19 protein-coding genes and 5 pseudogenes are annotated in these 20,013 nt (G+C 68.9%); 10 read left to right on the top strand and 14 right to left on the bottom strand.

Features of this window, described 5'->3' with window-relative positions; translation table 11 throughout:
• Positions 1-25: 25 nt before the first annotated feature.
• The 5 genes and pseudogenes from ACZ6BB_RS39050 to ACZ6BB_RS39030 form a co-directional block, all read right to left on the bottom strand.
• Positions 26-175: pseudogene (locus tag ACZ6BB_RS39050) on the bottom strand (IS5/IS1182 family transposase); the annotation flags it as partial.
• Between the two features lie 716 nt (positions 176-891).
• Entirely contained in the window at positions 892-1,614 is a 723-nt protein-coding gene (locus ACZ6BB_RS39045) for a peptidoglycan recognition protein family protein (protein ID WP_471619850.1), read from the bottom strand.
• Between the two features lie 105 nt (positions 1,615-1,719).
• Positions 1,720-2,175: a carboxypeptidase regulatory-like domain-containing protein gene (locus tag ACZ6BB_RS39040; protein WP_471619849.1), complete on the bottom strand. Its 456-nt coding sequence runs from the start codon at positions 2,173-2,175 to the stop codon at positions 1,720-1,722.
• A gap of 303 nt (positions 2,176-2,478) precedes the next feature.
• The gene (locus tag ACZ6BB_RS39035; RefSeq protein WP_471619848.1) at positions 2,479-3,336 is read right to left on the bottom strand and encodes a caspase family protein; all 858 of its coding nucleotides are present in this window, start codon (positions 3,334-3,336) and stop codon (positions 2,479-2,481) included.
• Between the two features lie 1,089 nt (positions 3,337-4,425).
• Entirely contained in the window at positions 4,426-6,186 is a 1,761-nt protein-coding gene (locus ACZ6BB_RS39030) for a S8 family peptidase (protein ID WP_471619889.1), read from the bottom strand.
• A gap of 532 nt (positions 6,187-6,718) precedes the next feature.
• Here ACZ6BB_RS39030 and ACZ6BB_RS39025 point away from each other — a divergent pair.
• Both ACZ6BB_RS39025 and ACZ6BB_RS39020 read left to right on the top strand, forming a co-directional pair.
• Entirely contained in the window at positions 6,719-6,919 is a 201-nt protein-coding gene (locus tag ACZ6BB_RS39025; protein ID WP_471619847.1) for a hypothetical protein, read from the top strand.
• A gap of 114 nt (positions 6,920-7,033) precedes the next feature.
• A pseudogene (locus ACZ6BB_RS39020) lies at positions 7,034-7,183 on the top strand (IS6 family transposase); the annotation flags it as partial.
• Between the two features lie 57 nt (positions 7,184-7,240).
• On the opposite strand, the gene ACZ6BB_RS39015 reads toward ACZ6BB_RS39020, so the two are convergent.
• Positions 7,241-7,828: a carboxymuconolactone decarboxylase family protein gene (locus tag ACZ6BB_RS39015; RefSeq protein ID WP_471619846.1), complete on the bottom strand. Its 588-nt coding sequence runs from the start codon at positions 7,826-7,828 to the stop codon at positions 7,241-7,243.
• 407 nt (positions 7,829-8,235) lie between these two features.
• Positions 8,236-9,153, bottom strand: coding sequence for a hypothetical protein (locus ACZ6BB_RS39010; protein WP_471619845.1), 918 nt, complete (start codon positions 9,151-9,153; stop codon positions 8,236-8,238).
• Between the two features lie 28 nt (positions 9,154-9,181).
• Here ACZ6BB_RS39010 and ACZ6BB_RS39005 point away from each other — a divergent pair, with 28 nt between their 5' ends.
• The 5 genes from ACZ6BB_RS39005 (at position 9,182) to ACZ6BB_RS38985 (ending at position 12,877) form a co-directional block, all read left to right on the top strand.
• Positions 9,182-9,508 (top strand): TylF/MycF/NovP-related O-methyltransferase, encoded by a 327-nt coding sequence (locus ACZ6BB_RS39005; protein ID WP_471619844.1) that lies wholly within the window; start codon positions 9,182-9,184, stop codon positions 9,506-9,508.
• Positions 9,508-9,816 carry a TylF/MycF/NovP-related O-methyltransferase gene (locus ACZ6BB_RS39000; RefSeq protein WP_471619843.1) on the top strand — a complete coding sequence of 103 codons (309 nt, stop codon included), beginning with the start codon at positions 9,508-9,510 and terminating at the stop codon, positions 9,814-9,816. The genes ACZ6BB_RS39005 and ACZ6BB_RS39000 overlap by 1 nt, the downstream gene beginning before the upstream one ends.
• Before the next feature lie 58 nt (positions 9,817-9,874).
• Positions 9,875-11,233: an FAD-dependent monooxygenase gene (locus ACZ6BB_RS38995; RefSeq protein WP_471619842.1), complete on the top strand. Its 1,359-nt coding sequence runs from the start codon at positions 9,875-9,877 to the stop codon at positions 11,231-11,233.
• Positions 11,234-11,420: 187 nt separating this feature from the next.
• Positions 11,421-12,326, top strand: a complete 906-nt coding sequence (locus ACZ6BB_RS38990) for a nuclease (protein WP_471619841.1) — start codon at positions 11,421-11,423, stop codon at positions 12,324-12,326.
• Between the two features lie 377 nt (positions 12,327-12,703).
• Complete coding sequence (locus ACZ6BB_RS38985; protein WP_471619840.1) at positions 12,704-12,877, top strand: hypothetical protein; 174 nt, start codon at positions 12,704-12,706, stop codon at positions 12,875-12,877.
• Positions 12,878-13,061: 184 nt separating this feature from the next.
• Here ACZ6BB_RS38985 and ACZ6BB_RS38980 read toward each other — a convergent pair whose 3' ends face one another.
• Entirely contained in the window at positions 13,062-13,427 is a 366-nt protein-coding gene (locus ACZ6BB_RS38980) for a VOC family protein (protein WP_471619839.1), read from the bottom strand.
• A gap of 93 nt (positions 13,428-13,520) precedes the next feature.
• Here ACZ6BB_RS38980 and ACZ6BB_RS38975 point away from each other — a divergent pair, with 93 nt between their 5' ends.
• Positions 13,521-14,486: a helix-turn-helix transcriptional regulator gene (locus ACZ6BB_RS38975; RefSeq protein WP_471619838.1), complete on the top strand. Its 966-nt coding sequence runs from the start codon at positions 13,521-13,523 to the stop codon at positions 14,484-14,486.
• A gap of 109 nt (positions 14,487-14,595) precedes the next feature.
• On the opposite strand, the gene ACZ6BB_RS38970 is transcribed toward ACZ6BB_RS38975, so the two are convergent.
• From ACZ6BB_RS38970 to ACZ6BB_RS38960, 3 genes and pseudogenes are all read right to left on the bottom strand, one after another.
• Positions 14,596-14,985, bottom strand: coding sequence for a hypothetical protein (locus ACZ6BB_RS38970; protein ID WP_471619837.1), 390 nt, complete (start codon positions 14,983-14,985; stop codon positions 14,596-14,598).
• 243 nt (positions 14,986-15,228) lie between these two features.
• Positions 15,229-15,388 (bottom strand): annotated as a pseudogene (locus ACZ6BB_RS38965) (helix-turn-helix domain-containing protein); the annotation flags it as partial.
• Between the two features lie 87 nt (positions 15,389-15,475).
• Complete coding sequence (locus ACZ6BB_RS38960; RefSeq protein WP_471619836.1) at positions 15,476-15,808, bottom strand: glyoxalase superfamily protein; 333 nt, start codon at positions 15,806-15,808, stop codon at positions 15,476-15,478.
• 64 nt (positions 15,809-15,872) lie between these two features.
• Here ACZ6BB_RS38960 and ACZ6BB_RS38955 point away from each other — a divergent pair.
• Positions 15,873-16,370, top strand: a pseudogene (locus ACZ6BB_RS38955) (NF041680 family putative transposase); the annotation flags it as partial.
• 153 nt (positions 16,371-16,523) lie between these two features.
• Here ACZ6BB_RS38955 and ACZ6BB_RS38950 read toward each other — a convergent pair.
• The 3 genes and pseudogenes from ACZ6BB_RS38950 to ACZ6BB_RS38940 all read right to left on the bottom strand — a co-directional run.
• Positions 16,524-16,706: pseudogene (locus ACZ6BB_RS38950) on the bottom strand (IS5-like element IS4811 family transposase); the annotation flags it as partial.
• A gap of 518 nt (positions 16,707-17,224) precedes the next feature.
• Positions 17,225-17,575, bottom strand: coding sequence for a hypothetical protein (locus tag ACZ6BB_RS38945; protein WP_471619835.1), 351 nt, complete (start codon positions 17,573-17,575; stop codon positions 17,225-17,227).
• A gap of 712 nt (positions 17,576-18,287) precedes the next feature.
• Positions 18,288-19,238 carry an SDR family NAD(P)-dependent oxidoreductase gene (locus ACZ6BB_RS38940; RefSeq protein ID WP_471619834.1) on the bottom strand — a complete coding sequence of 317 codons (951 nt, stop codon included), beginning with the start codon at positions 19,236-19,238 and terminating at the stop codon, positions 18,288-18,290.
• A gap of 190 nt (positions 19,239-19,428) precedes the next feature.
• On the opposite strand from ACZ6BB_RS38940, the gene ACZ6BB_RS38935 reads away from it, so the two are divergent.
• Positions 19,429-19,923: a GNAT family N-acetyltransferase gene (locus ACZ6BB_RS38935; RefSeq protein ID WP_471619833.1), complete on the top strand. Its 495-nt coding sequence runs from the start codon at positions 19,429-19,431 to the stop codon at positions 19,921-19,923.
• The last annotated feature ends 90 nt before the right edge of the window (positions 19,924-20,013 follow it).

The raw sequence follows: 20,013 nt of genomic DNA, 5'->3' as shown, positions 1-20,013 counted from the left end.
TACAGCGCCAGGGTGCGGCACAGGTGCGGAGGTGGGCGAGAGTGAGTAGTGCCTGCCGGCCCGGGCTCAGGCCACGCCAGCGGGTACCGCGCTCCTGGCGGCGCCGGCGGAACTCGGCGGACAGGAAGCACAGGGCAAAGCTGGACACGTCCAGCCCGGACGAGTAGACAAGCACGCGAATCCCCTGGGGGAGACGGTTCTTCTTGGTCGAAAACCCATGTACCAGGGCTTTATCGGCCTGTCAGCCCAGCTAACCCATCCGGCCGTCCGGTTGGACGAGGGCCCACGGTCGTCGGATCCGCCTTGGAGCGATGAGAGATCCTTTTTGAACACGTCCACGACGCTGTCGGTGGCGGTGATCAAGCTCAGTCTGGATCCAGCGTGCCGGTGGCCACCTCTCCCTGCTCCTTGCTCCGAGTCTCGCGCTGCCCTGTCGTAACTACAGTGCGACGGAAGGTCGCGCCAGTCGCGGAACCCGATGTCGCACGGTCTTGCGCATGGCTTTCTGCAGCATCAGCTGGTGAGTTCAGCTCGTCAACCCGGCCGCGTCCTCGAAGACGATCCAGGCCCCGGGCGCCACTGCGGCGCTTCCCTCCCGCGATCTGACCTGGGACGGCGGCCGATCTCGTCCTGACACGTTCCAGGTCCACCGCTGGTCCTCCCAGCCGTGCGCCGCCGTCCCTTGCGCCAGGCCCTCCTCCAGCACGACGAAGCGCTCATCCGACAGCTTCGCAGGTCCCCTCGACCTCAGGCTCTCCAGGCCGCCCTCACGCCAGTTCCGGCTCAACGGCTCGACCGAACGCTCGCTCCCCCGGCGGCCCTTGGGGATGCCCGACGTTCTGCCACCGCCCTCGAACCTGCGTCGGCTTCCATCCGGATCGTCCCGACCGGTCAGCGTCGGCGCTCGACTGGTACAGGCTCGGTATCCGGCCGGAGAGTGGGGTGCGCGTCCTTGAAGTGGTCGTAGGCCACCTGTGCCGCGGCGAGGACCTCGTCGTAGATCTGGTCCATGTACGGGCCGGCGCAGATGGTCGAGGACCAGTGGTGGTGGTAGAAGAGGTTGCTCCTGCTGGGGCGTTCGCCGATGACCTCGGCGAAGAGCCAGCCGGCGAGGCGGACGGCGTTCTTCCAGGTGGCCTCGCCGACCGTCCAGTTGGGTCCGAGCGTCGCGTTCGCCATCTCGATGCTGATCGAGCGCTGGTTGCCGGCCGTGTTGCCGACGGCCCAGGCGTACTCGTTCACCTTGACGTACTGAGCGACGGCGCCGGCGGCGTCCACGTCGAAGTGGGCCGAAGCCGGACGTACCTTCCAAACGTCGAGCACACCCTGGTGCGAAAGTCGGCCGGCATTGTGGTGCAGCGTGACCGACGTCTTGTTGTACGACTTGTGGGTGACGTGGCCCGTCGCGCTGAGCTCGTCGATGAAGTTCGCGACGGGGCAGTCGTAAGGGATGGTGGCGGTTGCTTGGGGGCCGGCCTGCGCGTCGTCCCAGGCGAAGCCTTCGAAGTCGCTCTCGGGAAGGTCGTCAAGGTTGTCGGTGCCGGGTCCATCGCCGGTGTCGGTCCTCTCGATGGCCGCCTGCACGTCCTCGTCGTCGACGTTGTTCTCGGGCATGATGACCGTCCTTTCAGTTGCGCACCTTCGCGTAACGGTTGGTCCGGGGGCCGGACGGGGAGGAGGCGCGGCACGATGGCCATGCACCCGGTCAGGTACGGCCCATCAGGCGCCGGCCTGCTCCGTGAAATGCTCCAGGAGGGCTGACTGGATGTGCTGGAGGAACAGCGTGTCCTGCTTGATCCGGGTCAGTCGGGTCCTGGCGTGGGCTGCGTACTCCGGCCCTTCCACTGCCGAGGCCAGGAGGTTGGCGGCGAGTACGTCGACGCCGCGCGCCGTATCCGCGAACTGGCCCACGGGGACCAGACGGCGGTCGAGCGGGACGGCGTCGTCAGCGACCACCTCGGTGACCAGCGACGGCTGCCAGCTGTCCGCGTTGTTGAGCGAATGATGGGTGTCGAACCGGACGGTGACCGTCTCACCGGCGGCCACATCGACGCTGTACGACCCGTCGTCGTTGGTGTAGGCGTGGTCGATGAGCGTGAGGTCGGGGCCGTAGACGCTGACCTTGATCATGGAGATCGGCTCGTCACCGATGCTTGTTCGCACATGCCCGTGCATGCGAATCTCCTCTCGGGCGCGGCCGGAATCGACGAACGCAAGTCTGGTTGCGGCACAGACTTCTGAGAGGCCGCTCAGGGCGTCTGATTCCAGGTTCGCCCCGTGTCCAAAACCCTGTCACTTTCGGTCGGGGCATACGTCCGTCGAGCTCGGTCGGGGCATGCGTCCGTCGAGCCGCGCGCAGCGCCTCCGGCCGCACACACCGGTTCAGCGGATCCTGCTGTCGTGCGCGAGGTCGGTGTCCGCGTCGGAAGCGCGTGCGGAGCGGGCCCGGCGCCACCCCGCACGTTGTTGCGGCGTTCCTCATACGGTGAAGGGCCGCTGCCGCAGGAACGGGTCGTTGGCCTTGCCTGTGACGAACAGGCCGGGGCTCTGGTTGGGCGGCATCCTGCGGAGGATTTCACGGTGGAACGATTTGTGTCCGCCGGTGAACTTTCCCTCGGCCCACACTTCGCGGAGCGTGCCGGTGAAGAGCCCGTTCTCCCAGCCGTCAGCGGCCAGCTGGTTGTCGGCGCAGGCGGAGATGAGCAGGACGCTTGCCGGCAGGTCGAGGGTGTCCTTCGGCTGCAGGTTGCGCTGGATCGTGTCGTAGAGGGTCCTGTCCCTCTCGTACGCCTCGTGCTGTGTGTCCGGCGGCATGACCCGGGAGGTGACCTCGATCTGGTCCGGGTCGCGGGTCTGGTACTGCTCCTCCATGGCGTCCGAGGTGAGGAGATTCCGCACCGCTCTGACGGCTGTCTCGCTGTGGCAGCAGTCGAAGTAGGCAGAGATGCGGACCCCTTCGGCGAACGCTTCGAACTCCTTGTACAGCTCGTCGTCGATGAACTCGCGGTCGTAGAGGACAAGGGTCTCGTCGAGGCGATCGGGCTCGTCCTCGGGTCCGTTCCTGTCGGGCACCTGGCCGCCGTGGCCCGAGTAGGTCAGGAGCAGAATGTCACCGGGGGTCAGGATCCTGGCCGCCTTGCGGAGCTCGGCGGTCACGTTGTCGACTGTCGCCTCTGCTGTGAGCAGCATGGTGCGGTCGTCGAAGCCGGCGTTCCTGGCGATCTCCTCCATGTCGCGGGCGTCGTTTTCACAGGCATTGAGCTTGCCGTCCCACCCGCCGTACTTGGCGGGGTCGACCCGGTTGAGTCCGATGTGGAGTGATATGCCGTGGGCCATGGGATGGTCTCCTTCCATGCGGAGAAACCCCGAGTCCGAAGCAATCATCTATTCACTCAATAGTATCCAATACTGGCCCATATGGCGTCTCTTCGGGCCTGTAGCGGTGTGTCCGGCCCCGTGGCACGATAGGGAGAGGGGTGTGCCTCTTCCTCCAGAGGGGCCCTCGCTCACCGGCGAGACCGTGAGCCGCCAGTCACTGGCGAATCGCAAGGACTACGACGAGGATTTTCTAGGCTTCAAGTTGCCGAGATCCCGCTAGCTCGACCTGGGGCCGCTGCGCGACGCCGACCTGCTGCCCCGCGCAGTGCGAGCCGCACGCCGCTGGACCGAGCTTGAGTCGTACGACGACATCGTCCTGCAGGAGTAAGGACCGAATGTGGATGCGTCAGCTGATGCACGGGCGCCGGAGCTGCACCATGAAGGCAGGCGGCCCGGAACTGCGCGACGACCGTTCGGTTCGAGGTGTCGTCATGGTGGGTTGGCATGAGTCCGGTCTCGGCTAGGTAGCCGTCGAGGACGCCGGGCCGGTACTGCGGGGCTTGAGGCGGACGCGTGTGAGGGCCGCGAGTCCGCCGGACCGGCAACCGGCGCGGTGGAGGGGCAGGGGTCCGTCTCCGGCTTCGAAGGCGAGGGCCTCGTCAACAGCTGCCACGGCGGTGACGGCGCAACCGACTGGCCGCGCTTCGAGGGTCTTTGGCGGTAACGGCGAGGCAGTGATGGGCGACCAGATCTTCCCTACCCCTCCAGCACCCGCGTCGAAGTCTTCGCCGAGGGCGGCGCCGCCGGCCTGGACCGCATGCAGGTGTGGCGGCTGAGGCCCATCTGGCGGTGACGGTTCCTGGTCCGTGCGCCTTCGCAAGCAGGATCAGCTCACAGGAACCCTGCTCGGCGCCCGCCGCTCATGCCGGCCGGTACTCCTCGGGGCCGCGTACGCAGCCGCGGCCCCGCTGTCGGTCGGATATGGCTTCTGCCGCCCAGCAGTTCACAGCCCTGGCCGGACAGACCTCGGCCCGCCTTGTCCGCGGTCGCGGGCGGGGATCTGTCCGGCTCATCGCGTGCTGTACGCGGGCGGTGCAGGGCCCTGCGCTAGAAGGTCAGGTTCCAGGCGTCGATCTTGCCTGTGTCGGAGGCGGCGTTGTCATTGACGCGCAGTTTCCAGGTCCCGTTCGCGACCTCCGAGGAGGCGTTCACGGTGTAGGTCTGGGCGATGTTGTCGGCGCTGCCGCCGGCGTGGTTGTGCAGCGTGTAGACGGTGCCGTCCGGCGCCACCAGGTCGACCTTCAGGTCACCGATGTAGGTGTGTTTGATGTCCACACCCACCTTGAGGGTGGTCGGGGCGTTGCCGGTCACGCCGGTGACGGCGATCGGGCTCTCCACGGTCGCGTTGTCGTTGATGGCGAAGTCCGCGAGGTTCTCGAAGTACTTGCCGGGCGGCGGGGTGGTCCCGACGGCCTTGAGGGCGTCGACCTGTCCTTCGCCGAAGAACGAGTTGTTGGCCGTCGTGCCCGTGCAGCGACTGTCCGAGGGGCAGGCGATGTCGTTGGCCTGGGCGGCCAGCTTGGCGCGGATCTGCGCCGGGGTGATGCCCGGGTTGGCGCTGGCGATGAGTGCCGCCACGCCGACCACGTGCGGGGTGGCCATCGAGGTGCCGCTCTTGCTGCCGTAGCCGCCGCCGGGGACGGTGGAATATACGTTGCTGCCCGGCGCCGCGACGTCGATGACGCCCTGCCCGTAGTTGGAGAACGAGGCCTTGGTGACGCCCGTGCCGTTGGCCGCGACCGTGACCACGCCCGGCAGCTCGGTCGGAATGTCGAGGCAGGCGTTGGTGATGGTGCGGGTGACCGGCGTCGAGTCGTTGGGGCTCGCGGAGTCGGTCGTCTTGTGGGCGAGGTCGTAGTTCTCGTTGCCCGCCGCGGCGATCTGGAGGGAGCCCTTGCCCTCGGCGTACTCCTGGGCGCGCTTCACGCCCTCGATGATGGCGGCCTGGTCGATGTTGTCCGGGCAGTTGAACTGCCACGGGTCCGTGTAATAGCTGTTGTTGGTGACCTTGAAGCCGTGGTCACCGGCCCACACGAAGCCGCAGATGGTGTTCTCGGCGAAGAAGAAGGAGTTGCCCGGCTCAGCGACCCGGACCGCGGAGATCTTCACCCCGGGGGACACGCCGACGACGCCCTTGCCGTTCTTGGCCGCGGCGATGGTGCCCGCTACGTGGGTGCCGTGCGTGTCGACGTCCCGCCACGCGCCGGCGCGGGTGTCGGGCTTGCCGTAGGCGCAGGAGACCGAGTCGGCCGCGTCGAAGTTGGGCGCCAGGTCCTGGTGCTGGTCGTCCACACCGGTGTCCAGGATGCCGACCTTGACGGAGGCGGAGCCCGGGTTCACGGCCCAGGCCTGGTCGGCCTTGATCTGGCTCATGTCGGCCCGGACCGGTTCTCCGGCCGAGGTCGAGGCCTGGGGCGGATTTGCCGGGAGCGCCGGGTTGTAGGCGTCGGCCGGGACGTCCGAGGTACGCGTGGCGCCTACCTGCTGCACGCCGGCGACGCCGCGCATGGCGGTGGCGAATCCGCTGGACGCCGAGTGGGCGACGATCACGCCGATGGCGTCGAAGTTCGAGAAGACGGTGCCGCCGTTGGCCTCGATCGCGGAGCGGACCGCCGCATTGTCACCGGGGGCGGTGATCACGAGGTAGGCCCGCGTGCCGGCCACCCAGGTCGCACTCTGGGAGGCCGGCACGGCGGCCGGAGCTTGGGCCTCGGCTGCCGGAGCGGTGGAGGAGCCGACGGGGAGCGTGGCCGCGAGGGCGCCCGGGGCGCCGAACGCGAGGGCGGCGCCGAGCGTGGCCGCCAGCACCAGCGTGCGTCTAGGTCGGCTGGATATGTGGGGTATCAAGGCGTCCTCCGGAGAAGGCCCGACCGTGCTGAGGGCACCGGCCGGGCCGTACGAAACGAGTGGTGGATGCAAGATGTCAGACGCGTGCTCCTGTACGGAAGTACCTTTCCGTGTCGGGACGTTAGAGGGACACGGCTGAAAAGTGACGTACTCCGGGCATCGGAGGGTCGGGATCCACCGGGGGCTCGGCGACGTCGACCGCGCCCTGGCGTACGCCGCCGGCCTGGTGCCGGCCGTGCTGCCCGCACCAGAGCGCCGGGACCCGCGCGGGAGACCGACACTTTGGCGGGCTCTGCACAGATCTTGGCGAGCGATCGCGGAGGTGTCCGCTGTGTTCGGTTGCAAAGGTCCGGGTCGCACGGGACGGCGTGCGCCTACCATCCGAGGGGCGGTGTCGACACTCCGTCAGGTGTGCGGTGGCCGGGCTCGTAGCCGGCTAACGGCCGGTGAGGGTGCTGGTCGTGCAGGCCGACATATCGTTCTGGACTGGCTGGTGTTCGCCGGGATCGACGACGTGGACGCGCAGGCGGTGACCGCCACCTTCGCCACGGTCGACGTGGTGGCGAGAGGACGTGCACTCGGCACGGCGATCACCGCGGTACCGGACGTGACCGGAAGCTACGCGACGCCCCTGGCGCTTCGGCAGTTGTCCTCGTTGTTGCCCCAGTACTCGCAGACCGTGACGTACACGTAGAACCCGTCGGCGAAGAAGTTCTCGTAGTCCGCGGTGCAGCTGCCGTTGTGCCTCAGACAGCGTCGCGCCACACCCTCCAGGAAGGGTCACCGCCCGGTCGACCAACGCGGTCACCAATTGCGTTCCCACGGCACGGCCCACCGCGAGGTCATGTCCTGCGTCGAGCACCGGCAGCCGAAGCACCTGAACAACCGGGCGGAGAACAGCCACCCGCCGACGAGCCGGCGCGAACGGGCGATGAAAGGCTTCCGCTCCGTGGCCGGATGAGTACGCACAGCCGGATACGGAAAGACGGAACCGGCTGCTGTCCGAGCCCTCCCGTCAGGCCATGGGCGGACAGTCCTGTTCCGGCAGCACCTGAAGGGAGTTCAGGGTGAAGGCCAGCAGATGGTAGTGGCCCACCAGCATGGGAAGCTCGATCAACTGGCGCTCCGTCAGGTGCTGGGCCAGCCCTTCCCACGTCGACTGGCCGATGCGGGCGCCGGAGCGCAGCTCGTCCGTGGCCCGCAACAACAACGACTGTCGTTCCGTCCAACCCGGCGCGTCGGGACCCGCAGCGATCCGCGCGATGTCGTCCGATGACAGCCCGGCCTTCGCGGCGATCCTCACGTGCTGGCCCCACTCGTAGGGCGACTCGCAATTTCGAGCCACTCGAAGAATCACCAACTCGCGTTCAGCAAATGGCAGTTCACCCGCAAGCAGCAACTGGCTGCTGAAGGGAAGCCAGGCGGCGAACAACTCCGGATGGCGGGCAAGCGTCGTAAACACATGTGCCTCACCGAGCGAAGACACGCCGAGGCCCAGTGAACCGATGTCGGCGGACAACGTCTCCCTCACGGATTCAGCCCATTCCTCCGCGGGCTGCGGCGGAATGCGGGGCGCGGCGGGCGACAGCGGCGGCTCTGACACGCGGCCACGCTACGCCAACGGCAGTCCTTCGGAAACGCCAACGACAAGCCACGTCGCTGCAGGACTTCAAGCCACGCGCCACCGACTTCGTCGCCGCGGGGACGTTGAGATGCCTGGGCAACTTCACAGAAGGGTGCGGTGGCGGAGGACGTTGTGTCCGGCGCGTCCGTGGATCTGCCTCATGATCCTCTTGCGCCATCGAGGTTCGCGCCCGCTGCCATGCCCGCCAACGCGTCGAACCTGGACACCGGGGTGTGGAGCAGCAGGTGCCGGGTGACGAGGGCGTGCCGGCCGGGGGTGCACGCGTCCGGGCCGCGCAGCACCTGGGGGAGGATTCGCAGCAGTCGGCCGGCCCTTCGGTCGGAGTCGGGCAGGGCTTGCTCTGTCAGGGGTGCCGGGTCGATGGCTCAGGCGAGGCACCGTGGCAGTCGGCCGTCGTTGAACTCCACCATCTCGGCGAAGATCCGAGGCAGCGGTAGTGCACAGCCCTCGGGACGGGCGGCGAGTTCCGCGGCGCACCGGTGCAGGTTGCCGACCAGGCGTTCCGGGTCCAGGAGACCGGCGAAGCGGCCCAGGTCGGTGCTGCGGGCCAGTTCGAGCGGGGAGGTGCCGTCCCGCAGGCCGGCCGCGGCGAGTTGCTGGAGCCGGCGCAGATAGTCCTCCGTGGCGTCGAGCAGTTCGGGTCCGCCGTACCGCACCGGGAAGCGCAGGGCGGTGCCCACGGGTGGTGCGGCGGCGTCGGGCGAGAGGTCGATGACGTACTCGGCGTGGCTCTGGTGCCAGCGCGGCCGGCCGTAGCGGGCGAACGAGTCCGTGGGGTCGCCGTCGCCGAGGTCGACGCCCGCCTCGGTCTCCGCGGTGCCGAACAGGCCCGGCGGGTGGTAGACCGCGGGGCAGCCGGTGAGCTGGGCGACCAGGGCGCCCTCGGGCGCGGTGAGGTCGTGCACGACCAGGTCGGGCTGCCGGCGACGGCTGAGGCGGACCGCGCCGTCGTAGCCGCGGCGGATCGCCTCGAAGGCCCGCTTCTGGAACAGCGGCAGCTCGGCGGCCACGTCGAACTCGTCGAGGGACGCCACCTGCCGCCCGGTGTACGGGTGCAGCGGCAGTCCCGGACGCTCGCCCGCCACCGTCTCCAGGTACCGGAACATCCGGCCCATGGTGACCATGTCGACGGACTCCAGCGCGGGCACCGCCACCAGGCCGGTCCGCGCGACGGCGGCCGTCCGGGCCGGTGCGCACGCGACACGCACCTCGTGGCCCGCCGCCTGCAGGGCCCAGCCCAGCGGCACCATGCAGAAGTAGTGGCCGGGCCAGTCCGACGTCACGAACGCCCGGGAGGACGTCCTGGACGAGGTGCGCCGGTGGCTCCTGAAGGAGCACGGCGAGACGGTCGACCCCGACCGTCTCGGCCATGTCCGCGCCGAGATCGAGCACATCGTCCCGGAGGGCGTACCCGGCGCGATCGTGGAACTCGGCTGCTTCCGCGGGGCGATGACCCTGTGGATCCGCACCGTCCTGGACACACTGGGCGACGACCGGCCGGTCCATGTCTTCGACTCCTTCCAGGGCCTGCCGGACACCACGGAGGAGGACGAGATCGTCATGCCGCTCGGCGCCATGTCCGCCGGCATGGCGGAGGTCCGGGCCACCTTCGCCGTCTGGGGCGCACTCCCCCACTGATGTGTCCCGGCTGGTTCGAGGACACCCTCGCCGCGGGCCTGCCGGACCTGATCGCCTTCGGCTATCTCGACGGCGACCTCTACGGCTCGACCGTGGTGTCGCTCACCGAGTGCGTCCCGCGGCTCGCCCCCGGCGGTGCGCTCGTCCTCGACGACTACGCGGACCCCGAGGCCAACCCGCGCACCGTGGTGAAGTTCCCGGGCGTCAAGCGCGCCTGCGACGAGTACTTCGGCACGCCCTCACCGGTCACGGTGCTGATCGGCGAGGGCGACCTGGCCTATGGGCGCTACACCAGGCCGCTGTCGTGAACCGCCGTGGCTCTGCGCGCACCCGACACACCTACGAGGCACCGGAGTTGAGGAGCGCATGGCCGATGTGATCGTCGTGGACGGCGGACCGGTCGGCATGATGCTCGCCTGCGAGCTGCGCCTGCACGGCGTCGAGGTGACGGTGCTGGAGCGGGAGCCGGAACCCAATCGGCAGTCCCGGGCCTTCCGGCTCCAGCCGCGCACCATGGAGCTGCTGGACCACCGGGGTCTCGCCGACCGCTTCCGGAACGGCCGGAAGGAGTGGCCGAAGGCCCACTTCGCGGGGCTGCAGCCACTGCTGGAGCTGGGCGACCTGCCCAGCGAACACCCGTACTCCCTGCTGATCCCGCAGGCCGAGACCGAGCGTCTGCTGGCCGCCCGTGCCACGGAGCTGGCCGCCGACATCCGGCGCGGCCACCGGCTGACCGCGTTCGTCCAGGACACGGACTCGGTCACCGCCGAGGTGAGCGGTCCCGACGGCGTGTACACACTGGCGGCACACTTCCTCGTCGGCTGCGACGGCGGCCGGTCCACCGTGCGCGGCCTGGGCGACTTCGGTTTCCCCGGTACGGCGGCGAACGTCACCGCGCTCCTGGGCGACGTCCTGCTCGCGGACCCCTCCCAGCTGCCGACCGGAATCCCCGGCACACTGCGCACCCCGGACGGGCTGCTGATGGCGGTGGCCCTCGAAACACCCGTGGTACGCGTCCTGACCACCGAGTTTCGTGCGCCGGTGGGCGACACGGCCCGCCCGGTCGGCGCGGACGAACTCCGGGCCGCGATCGCACGCGTCACGGGGCGGTCCGTCGACCTCGCGGAAACCCACTGGCTCTCGCGGTTCAGCGATGCCACCCGGCTGGTGGAGGAGTACCGCAGAGGGCGCGTGATGCTCGCCGGGGACGCCGCGCACATCCACTTCCCCATCGGCGCCCAGGGCCTGAACCTCGGACTCCAGGAGGCCGTGAACCTCGGCTGGAAACTGGCGGCGACCCTGCGCCGCGGTGCGCCGGAGAGCCTGCTGGACAGCTACCACCGCGAACGGCACCCGGTGGCGGCACGGGTACTGCGCGAAACCCGCGCCCAGCTCGCCCTGATGGACCCCGACCCGCGCACCGACCCACTCCGGGAACTCGTCGGCGAGCTGCTGGCCCTGCCCGCGGTCAACCAGCACCTCTCCGGCCTGGTCTCGGGCACGGACGAGAGGGAATCCGCAGGCGAGGACGAGACGACGTTCGAGGGCGAGAGCCTGGATCTCCCCTTCTCGGACCTCGGCTACGACTCGCTCGCCGTCCTGGGCGCGATCGCCATCATCGAGCAGGAGTACGGAGTCTCGGTCCCCGACGACCACCTCCCGGAGGTCGACACTCCGGCACGCCTGATCTCCTACGTCAGGACCCACCTGGGGTTGACCGTGTGAGGCGAGGGGAGCGGCCGGGCCGGCACGCACGCGGTGCCGGCCGCATCACGGCAGTGCACTGTCCCGCTCACCCTTTCGCACGCGGCGCCACGCTCCTGCTCGCGCGCCCCCCGGTCGGTCCCCGGTTTCCTCGTCCCGCCGAACGACAATGGCCTCCGAGGCACTCCCCACGCCACTGGAGACATCCATGCCCACGCCTGCGCCCATTCCCATGCCCATGCTGGCCATCAAAGGGACGTATCGGATCATCAACACCCGGCCCGACGGCGACACCGTCTCCTTCCTGCCCCAGGACCCCGGCTTCTGGTGCGACGTGCCCGGCCGGAACCGGGTCGAGCGCAACAGCCGTGGCGGCGGGACGGTCCGGATGGACGCCATCGACGCGCTGGAGACCCACTACGAGGGAGTGGGCCCCGAAGAGGTGCATCAGCCACTGAACCTGGGAGCTCGCGCCGCCCGCGACGAGTTGCTGTCCTGGCTGGGATTCCACAGCATCCTCATGGACGAGAAGGAGAAGGTCGTCGCCTCGACCCCGGAGACGGTGCCCGGCTACGTCCTCGCGAGCGGTGCCGACATCTTCGGCCGCTGTATCGCCCTGGTCGGCCGGGGCGACCTGCCGCCGGGCGTCAAGAACGGCCGGCGCGGCATCGTGACCACCGACCATCTGCACCAGACAGCCAACCACCGGCTGCTCGAACTCGGCCTGGTCTACCCGACCTTCTACAGCAAACTCCCCGAAGACCTGCGCGAGGACATGGCCGAAACCACCCGGCAGGCACGCGCCGCCAAGGCCCCCGACAGCGTGTGGGCCAATGACGTGACCTTCGAGGACGGCGCCAAGATCAAGGACCTCACCTCCATCACCGCGCACCAGGTGATCCTGCCGAAGCTGTTCCGCCGGCTCGCGGACTACATCCGCCTCTTCGGACCGTCCCTGACCTGCTTCCCCGCCTATCTGGCCGGCGAAAACGAAGAGTTCCGCCTGTCAGGGCAGGAGAAGCCCTTGCACGGCCTGCAGCACGTCGTCGAGATCACCGGCAACACCATCAGGATGACCCGGCCGATCGAGGACATCACGATCGTCGAGAAGTAACGCCTGCGGGCGTCAGGTGGCGCTGGGCCGGGTCCATGGCACCACCCTCCCGACCATGCCTTTCACCATCAGGCGCCCAGCGGTGACAGTGGTGACGGCATGGGGGCTGGGGACGTTCCCGTCAGGGGCCCCGGGGGTTCCGGCCCCGTGACGGCGGCCGGGGCCCCCGCCGATCACGGCAGGGCGAGTCGGCCGTCCGCGGGAACATCCCTGTACGAAGGGACCGGCGGGCCACCACCGGGTGACGGCGGCAGGCGTGACCGGCTGTTCCGCCCGGTTCCCCGAGCGCCGGCCCATCCCGGTGCGTCCGCTTCGGCGCCAACGCGTACGTCATCTCGCTCGTACCACCGTCCCGGCAGGCCGCCTTCGCCTCCGCGATGCGCGACATGGGCGCCGACCGGCTGCGCGACGCAATGGCACGGCCCGCCGCCGAGTCCCGGCGCGGAGCGTACGACACCCGGTTGACCCTTTGCGCCGACGCCGCCGTGATCTCGGTGGCCGCCCGCCACCAGCGCGCGACCGGCTGGCACACCGGCCACGCCGAACGCTGAGCCGCGCTCCGGTCGGTATGCCTGGACTCGTCGCACCCGTGACTGTCTGGCGCCGCTTCACGAGCCGCCCACGGCCCTCGACGCTCAGGGGCGCATGGCGTGGGGGGGAGCACTCGTCGTCCTCTCGAAGCCGGACGACGGCAGGCGCAACACCTGCGGTGGGCGCCTGCCGCATGGTGGCCCGTCAGCCCCGCGGTGCGACGCGGATACGGTTCCCGTCAGGATCGGCTGCGAGGAAGGTCGGCCCGAACCCCGCATCATGAGGCTCGTGCAGGATCGTGGCGCCCTTGTTCTGCCACTGCGTGAAGATCGCGTTGATCTCGTCGGGCCCACCGTCTATGGCCAGGCACACCTCGCTGGTCCGCGGGACGTCCGCTGACAGATCCTCGAACTGGCCAGACCACAGAGCGAGGTCAGCGCCCGGCCCGAGGTCGAAGGTGATGTATCCCGGAGTCTCGAACGAGGGGCTCATGCCGAGGAGGTCGCCGTAGAAGCGAGCTGCGGCGGGAGCGTCGTTCACGTAGACGATGGACACGACGGATGTGGTCATGGTTGTTCCTTCTCACAGGTCGGCAGGTACGTATCCACCAGCCTGATCGCGATATGCGCCGCATCCTGTCGCAATTCCTGAAAAACTTGGTGTGTGACCCCGGACCGTTTCTTCTCCCTGATGGTGCTCCTCGGATCCAGGGACGCCGTGACCACACAGGAACTTGCCTCGGCGCTCGGGGTGTCCCTTCGAACCATCACCCGGGACCTGAACTGGCTCCGCGACGCCGGACTGCCGGTGACCGCACAACGGGGGCGCCTCGGAGGCGTGACCATGCTGCCCGGGGCCGGGCTCGACCTCACGCGACTCACGCCGGACGAGCGTGATCATCTGTCGCTCACCGGGCTGGACGAGAAGCAACGTGCGGAGCTCAACGCATCGGTCGAAAGCCGGCGCGCGCTCACCAAGGTCGTCGCTACACGGCCACGTCTAGGTCATGAGCTGCTGCCGCTCACCGACGTAGTGCACGTGGACAGCCGCCCCTGGCTCCAGGCACGAGCTTCCGGCACGACTCCGGCTTCGCTGATCGGCCCTGTGCGGCGAGGTCGCCGGCTTCGGATCGAGTACGACAGCCCACGCGAGTCACGCCCACGCGACCTAGTCGTGGATCCCTACGGGCTGTTCGCCAGGGCAGGCATCTGGTATCTCGTCGCCGACCGTGCCCGAGTGCCACGTATGTACCGACTCGAACGGATCACGACGTGGAAAGAAGTCGACCAGCCACGACGGATCCGCGAGAAGCAGACCCTGGCCACCGTCGCCGCAGCGCTCGTTGATCAGTGGGAGCACAGGCACGCGGTAGAGGTCACCGCCACCATCGACCAGACCCAGATCGAGCGAGCGCAACGCATCCTCGGCCAACGACTCGTTCTGGACGACCATGAAGGCTCCGCCACCGGCCGCAAGGTAACGATCCGCTTCCTGCGTCTGGAGGACGTGCGAGCACTTCTGCCGTTCGGGAGCGCGATCACCGTGCACGGCCCCGTCGAAGCCAGGGCTCACCTCCGCGACCTCGCCACCCACCTTGCCCACCACTATGCGCCGTCACCGACGTCCTGACCCGCAACAGCCGCCCGCGGCCACCACGTCGGCGGCACCGACGGCCCAGACCGGTGCGCGCTTCGTGCCGGCCGGCGAACACGATCCGCTCGGGCCGACCCGCGGGCGGTCAGGCGTCAGGGTCGACTTCGGGGTGCGTGAACCGCACGGGCTTGCCCAGCGACCGGGCGTAGGCGATTTCGGCTCGGGTGCTGTCTCCGATGTAGTCGCCGACTACGAGCACCTCATCAGCGAGCCGGATCTTCGCCCGGTGCAGATCATCGAGTCGAACCTTCAGCGCCTCGGCCTCGACAGGGTCGGACCAGAGTTCGTGCGGCGACTTCATGTCACAGCCCGGTTTGACGACAATCCTTCCGGCTGTGGTCTCCCGCAGATCGGCCTCGTTCATCTCGGTCGCGAAGCGGGTGGAGCCGCAGATCACGACGATACGCGGGAGGCTCAACAGCCTCTTCGCGTCGGCGAGCTTCTCCTCGGAGGTGAGCGGTTGCGGGGATGACACTGGTTCCTCCTGGTGGTGTGGTCCAAGGGGTGGCGGAGACGAGAACAAGGGTCTCCAAGATGCATCAACTCGTCATCAAGCGCGCCCATGCCGCGGCATTGTCGGCGCGTGGGTACGGTGAGGCCGGAAAGTCATCGCCTTCTCGAACTGGCTGCGCGCCTCCGACTGGTCGAGGTCCTGGCGCGTCGTCAGAGAGAACTGTCCGAGCTGGTGGGCCTGCCCCAGGTCGACCTGCCATCAGGCCGAGGTGAAGTTGTGGATCACATCCCGGACCCGGTCCGCGCTGGTGAACGTCACCTCGGCCATCTTCGCCACGGGCATGCCCTGCGCGGCACAGCAGCACCATCTGTGCCCGTCGCCACGTCACCACCGACCCACTGCCCCGGCCGATGACCCGCAGCAGGCGCTACCCCTCGTCGTCATCGATCTCGGGGACGCGTACTCGCTCAGCCACCGGCACAGCTTCCCTGCCGCACGCCGCCGGCGAGTGTCATTCCGTCGGCGTGCCGATCCGAAGCCGGTTGCCGTCAGGGTCGCGCAACTCAATCTCACGCGCCCACGGAGCGTCCTTCGCCTGCACACCGAACTCGGAGGCGATGGCCTCGACATCACGAATGCGGAGGTAGACCAGCGTGTCGGGACGGGCGTCGCCCTTGTGCTCCGACAAGAACAACCGCACCCCGCCCCGGGCGACCTCGACGAACGCGGGAAGTCCCGGTTCGAAGCGGTGTTCCCACTGCTTGGCTAAGCCCAGTCGCTCATACCACGCGACCGCAGCCGCAGCGTCCTCAACGCGAAGAATGGGAATGACTTCCTCGTCCATAGAGGCATCGTCGCAGACGCCCAGGGCGCCCTCGCCCTCGCCCTCGCCCTCGCCCTCGCCCTCGCCCTCGCCCTCGCGCAAGGAGTACGCCCTGTCCCATCTCCCCAGGGCGGGAGGGCGGGCGACCGCCGAAGCATGGCAAGGAGTTCCGCTCTGCCAAGCCGGAAACCTGGGGCGAGCCGGATGCGGCGACGGTCCAGGTCACGGACCGGTACGGCACCGCCCGCGCGATGGCCTGGGAGCGCATCCATCCGAGGCTGACCACCCGCTCCGCATGGATCGGCCCCACCGGTGAACTCCCCGGTGGTGGAGACCCGCGCTGCCCCTCTGGCGGTGGTCGTCGGCCACCGGGCTGAGCAGCCAGGACGTCGACGCCCACCGGCAGGCGTTCCTGCGCAGGTTCGACATCGAGCACACCTTCCGGCCGATGAAGCAGAGGCTCGGCTGGACCCGGCCGAAACTCCGCACCCCCGAGGCCGGAGACCGCTGGACGTGGCTGATCATCGCCGCCCAAACCCAGCTCGGGCTCACCCGTGAAGCCTCGGCAGATCTCCGCCGCCCCACGACCCACTATGACGTCGTAGCGCGAGGGAGCCCGGGCAAGGAAGCCGGGGCTCCCTCATGTTGATTTCAGATGCCCGGCCCGTCGTCTGGTGGAAGCAAATCCGCGACTGCTTTCTCTATGTCATGGAGAAAGGAATGGTTCTGGCCCGAGCTATAAGGTGATTGATCGGGCTGCCCGAACTGTAGTTGTCGGCCGTGGCGTTGCTGCGTTCGGGTAGGTGGCCTGACGGGTGAGGCGACGTGTCATGAGCGTGATGGCGGCGAGGGTCAGCATCGCCTCGGAGTGCTCGGGCCGGGTTTCGTAGTCGCGCACATTCCTGCGGGCGCGAAGGATGGCGCAGCAGCTGACCGACGTCCTGGACAGGCAGGGAGGGAACGGATCTACGGCGTCGCCAGGCGACCGTCCCCGTCCCGCTGTGGACGCGCTCCGGCGCACTGGCGGCATCGAGTGGATCGACGTGCGCAACGAGGAGGCGGCGGACGCCGGCCGCCGCGGCCGAGGCCATCGGAGATGAGCGGACGGCTCGGTTACGGCCACCTGCTACGACGCGATGCACGAGGCGGGCCTCGTGGTGTTGCTCGGCACTGACTTCCCGTACGACGACTTCCTGTCGCAGGCCCGCACCATGCAGATCGACCACGACTCGGGGCGGATCGGGCAGCGGACCGCACGTGGGTTCGCTGAACTCGTCGAAGTCGTCGAACTCATCAAACTCGTCGAACTCGCTGAACTCCGTGGCCTCAGCCGAGGAGGACCCGGTGCGGCAGGTGGACGCCGATGCCGGAGATGCATGAGTAGTGCGGCCAGCCATCCCGCATTTGCCGCTCCTGCTCATGCATCTCCGAACCAGCTCACCAGAGCTGGAGCAGCCGTTGGGTGATCTCTCGGTACTGCCTCAGCGCCTGCCGGAGTTCGTCGGACTGTGTTTCGGGGTCCCGGTCCTGCCACCCTGCGCGCAGGACGCGCCGCTGTTCCGCGAGGGCGCTCACGAGCTGGGCGATGGCCGCGTCGTAGGCGCTCTCGGCCTCCTCCAGCGCCTCGCGCGGGGTGTCGGCGAAGGTGTTGAGGGCCTGCCGGAGGCGTAGGAGGATCTTGTCTCTCTCGGCCGACGGGAGCAGCGGCTCCGGGCCGGGGGTGCGGCGTCTGCCGGAGCCCGCTGTCTGGTCCGCGGGCTGCTGGGCGCGAGTCTGGTCGTACATCATCGGGTGCCGCTTCCGTCCCGCCCGAAGGCGTCCTTGGTCTTTTCGACGGCCTGTTTCAGGCTTTCGGAGCCCTGGCCGATCCTGTCCCGGCACCGTGGCCGCCTGCTGCGCGTGGCCCGGTCGAGGTCTTCGGTGGTCCTCCCTTTCAGAGTCCGTGCCCTGTTCCTGATCGTCCGTGCAACGGCATGGCCGGCCTCGCTGGTGTCTGGTGGGCGGGTTCCCGTGGGGTCTGGGCGAGGCGGGAACGGAGTGCTTCGCCGTGCTTTCCGGAGTGCAATGGTCCCACGCCGTACAGACAGTCAATGTCCGGCGACGGTCCGTGTCAACGTGGTTCCGCGTGTTCCGGTGTGCCTTGCGAGGCAGTGTGTGCGCGTACATGTGAGGATTCGAGTCTTCTCGCGTGTCACTGCCCCGTGTGCGAGGACGAGCAGTGGCTCCGGGGCCGGCCGACCCGCAGGCCATGACGCCGATCTTCACGAGGAGCGGAACACCGTCGAGGCGCTTGATCAACAAGCTGAAGTCCGGCGAGGTAACGCGGGCCGCTACGACAAGACGCCCGAGAGCCACCTCGACTGTCTCCCTTGTCTCCCGCTCCGCGCCTCGACGATCCGGAGTGACGACCTCCTGCGGGCACCTGGCTGTGCCGGAGCGTCCCGGCCGGGCGGAACACGGGGGTTGGCCACCGGATGTCCGCCCGGGGTGCGCCTCCCGCCTACCGAAAGCCGAGGTGCGGATCGGTGCCGGCCAGCTCACCGCTGGCGGCCCAGAGGCGAGCTGCGACGGCCGGGTCGGCCATGTGAGAGGAGACGGGCTCACGCCGTGGGACACCACGCAGCCCGAAGACCCTCGGCCCCCACAGCTGCCCTCCACGCACCTCCGGGTCGAGGACGGCACGGACGACGGGCCATGCTCCGGCGTCCTTGCCCTGGACCAAGAGCCCGGCGGGCAGAGCTCGCAGCCGCTCACCGGGGCTGGTCACGCGTACGGGCGGGCGCGAGGGGGTGAGGGAGTCAAGTGCGCCACCGGGATGGGCCACCACACTGAGCACCATGCTGCCGACGGCACGCAGACGGCGATCGAGTTCGAAGCCGAAGCACATCTGGGCCAGCTTCGACCGGCCGTAGGCGCGCTTGGGCCGGTAGTCCTGGGTCGACTGCAGATCGCTCAGGTCCAGTCGCTCGGACCGCGCCGCGAAGCTTCCCACCGTCACGATGCGGCCCGCCGACGAGGCTGACAGCAGGGGGGCCAGCCACTGGGTGAGCGCGAAGTGGCCGAGGTGGTTGGTGCCGAACATCAGCTCGTGGCCGTCCCCGGTCTCCTGACGCCGGAGATCGTCGAGCGCGACACCCGCGTTGTAGACCACGGCGTCTAGATGGTCGAGGTCCAGTCTGTCCACGGCGGTCTTCAGGGACGACAGGTCGGCGAGGTCCAGGTGAAGGCGCCGCACCTGCGCGCCGGAGACGCGCGAGCGGATCGAGGCAAGGGCGGCGTCGGCCTTCGTGGTGTCCCGGCTGCCGAGTACGACGAGGGCGCCGGTGGCGGCGAGCTGCTCCGCGGCGAAGTAGCCGATCCCGGCGTTGCCTCCAGTGACCAGGAAGGTCCTTCCCTGAGCGGACGGCAGCCGGCGAACGTCCCACGGTCGACTCTGGGATGCGGAAGACACGATGGCAGGCTCCTTGCTCTCTGGGGCAGCGTGCGCTCGACGACCCCCTGTTGGTACCCCCGCCGCGCTTCCACATATTCCCTGGCCATACCGGGTGAGTCGGATTCGTCGGCGCTGCGGGGGCTCGAGGTTGTCCGTCACCGGCGGAAAATCGGGCGGGCTCAACGCACGATCTGGATAGAGTCGGGCGATGCCCGAGCTGAAGCGGCTCCATGCCGGCCACGCCCCGGCGGTCCTGGCCTTCGAGCTGGCCAACCGCACCTACTTCGCTGCCTCGATCTCCGACCGCGGCGACGACTTCTTCGACCGGTTCAGCGACTGGTTCCACGCCTCGCTGGCCGAGCAGGAGGCCGGCATCTGCGCCTTCTACGTGCTCGTCGCCGAGGACGGCTCGGTGCTCGGCAGATTCAACCTGTACGACTTGGAGGACGGGACGGCCAGACTCGGCTACCGGGTCGCGGAGCGGGCCGCCGGCCGCGGCGTGGCGACCGCGACCGTCCGGGAGCTGTGCCGGGCGGCGACAGCGATGCACGGCCTGCGCACACTGCGGGCAGCCACCTCCCACGACAATGCCGCGTCCCGGAGAGTCTTGGCCAAGGCCGGGTTCGTCCCGGTTGGCCCAGCCGCCCCGGCCGATCTCGGCGGCAAGTCAGGCACTTGGTACCAGTGCGACCTCCAGCCCTAGACGAGTAGTTCCTATTGCGGGGTTCACGGACGCAGGGAGGGTGTCCAACATCGGGTTGTGACGACCGAGTTAGACACCCTCTTGACCGCA

It is taken from the genome of Streptomyces sp. NPDC041108 (assembly GCF_055592645.1).
Note: the sequence above shows the minus strand (reverse complement) of the source record. Positions and strands in the feature narration are given on the sequence as shown.

Excerpts from the sequence above, each read along its gene's own strand:
- ACZ6BB_RS39035 (WP_471619848.1), bottom strand. The coding sequence starts at position 3,336 with ATGGCCCACGGCATATCACTCCACATCGGACTCAACCGGGTCGACCCC.
- ACZ6BB_RS38995 (WP_471619842.1), top strand. The coding sequence starts at position 9,875 with ATGGCCGATGTGATCGTCGTGGACGGCGGACCGGTCGGCATGATGCTC.
- ACZ6BB_RS38980 (WP_471619839.1), bottom strand. The coding sequence starts at position 13,427 with ATGACCACATCCGTCGTGTCCATCGTCTACGTGAACGACGCTCCCGCC.
- ACZ6BB_RS38945 (WP_471619835.1), bottom strand. The coding sequence starts at position 17,575 with ATGATGTACGACCAGACTCGCGCCCAGCAGCCCGCGGACCAGACAGCG.
- ACZ6BB_RS39040 (WP_471619849.1), bottom strand. The coding sequence starts at position 2,175 with ATGCACGGGCATGTGCGAACAAGCATCGGTGACGAGCCGATCTCCATG.
- ACZ6BB_RS38990 (WP_471619841.1), top strand. The coding sequence starts at position 11,421 with ATGCCCACGCCTGCGCCCATTCCCATGCCCATGCTGGCCATCAAAGGG.
- ACZ6BB_RS38935 (WP_471619833.1), top strand. The coding sequence starts at position 19,429 with ATGCCCGAGCTGAAGCGGCTCCATGCCGGCCACGCCCCGGCGGTCCTG.
- ACZ6BB_RS39000 (WP_471619843.1), top strand. The coding sequence starts at position 9,508 with ATGTGTCCCGGCTGGTTCGAGGACACCCTCGCCGCGGGCCTGCCGGAC.
- ACZ6BB_RS38985 (WP_471619840.1), top strand. The coding sequence starts at position 12,704 with ATGCGCGACATGGGCGCCGACCGGCTGCGCGACGCAATGGCACGGCCC.
- ACZ6BB_RS39045 (WP_471619850.1), bottom strand. The coding sequence starts at position 1,614 with ATGCCCGAGAACAACGTCGACGACGAGGACGTGCAGGCGGCCATCGAG.
- ACZ6BB_RS38960 (WP_471619836.1), bottom strand. The coding sequence starts at position 15,808 with ATGGACGAGGAAGTCATTCCCATTCTTCGCGTTGAGGACGCTGCGGCT.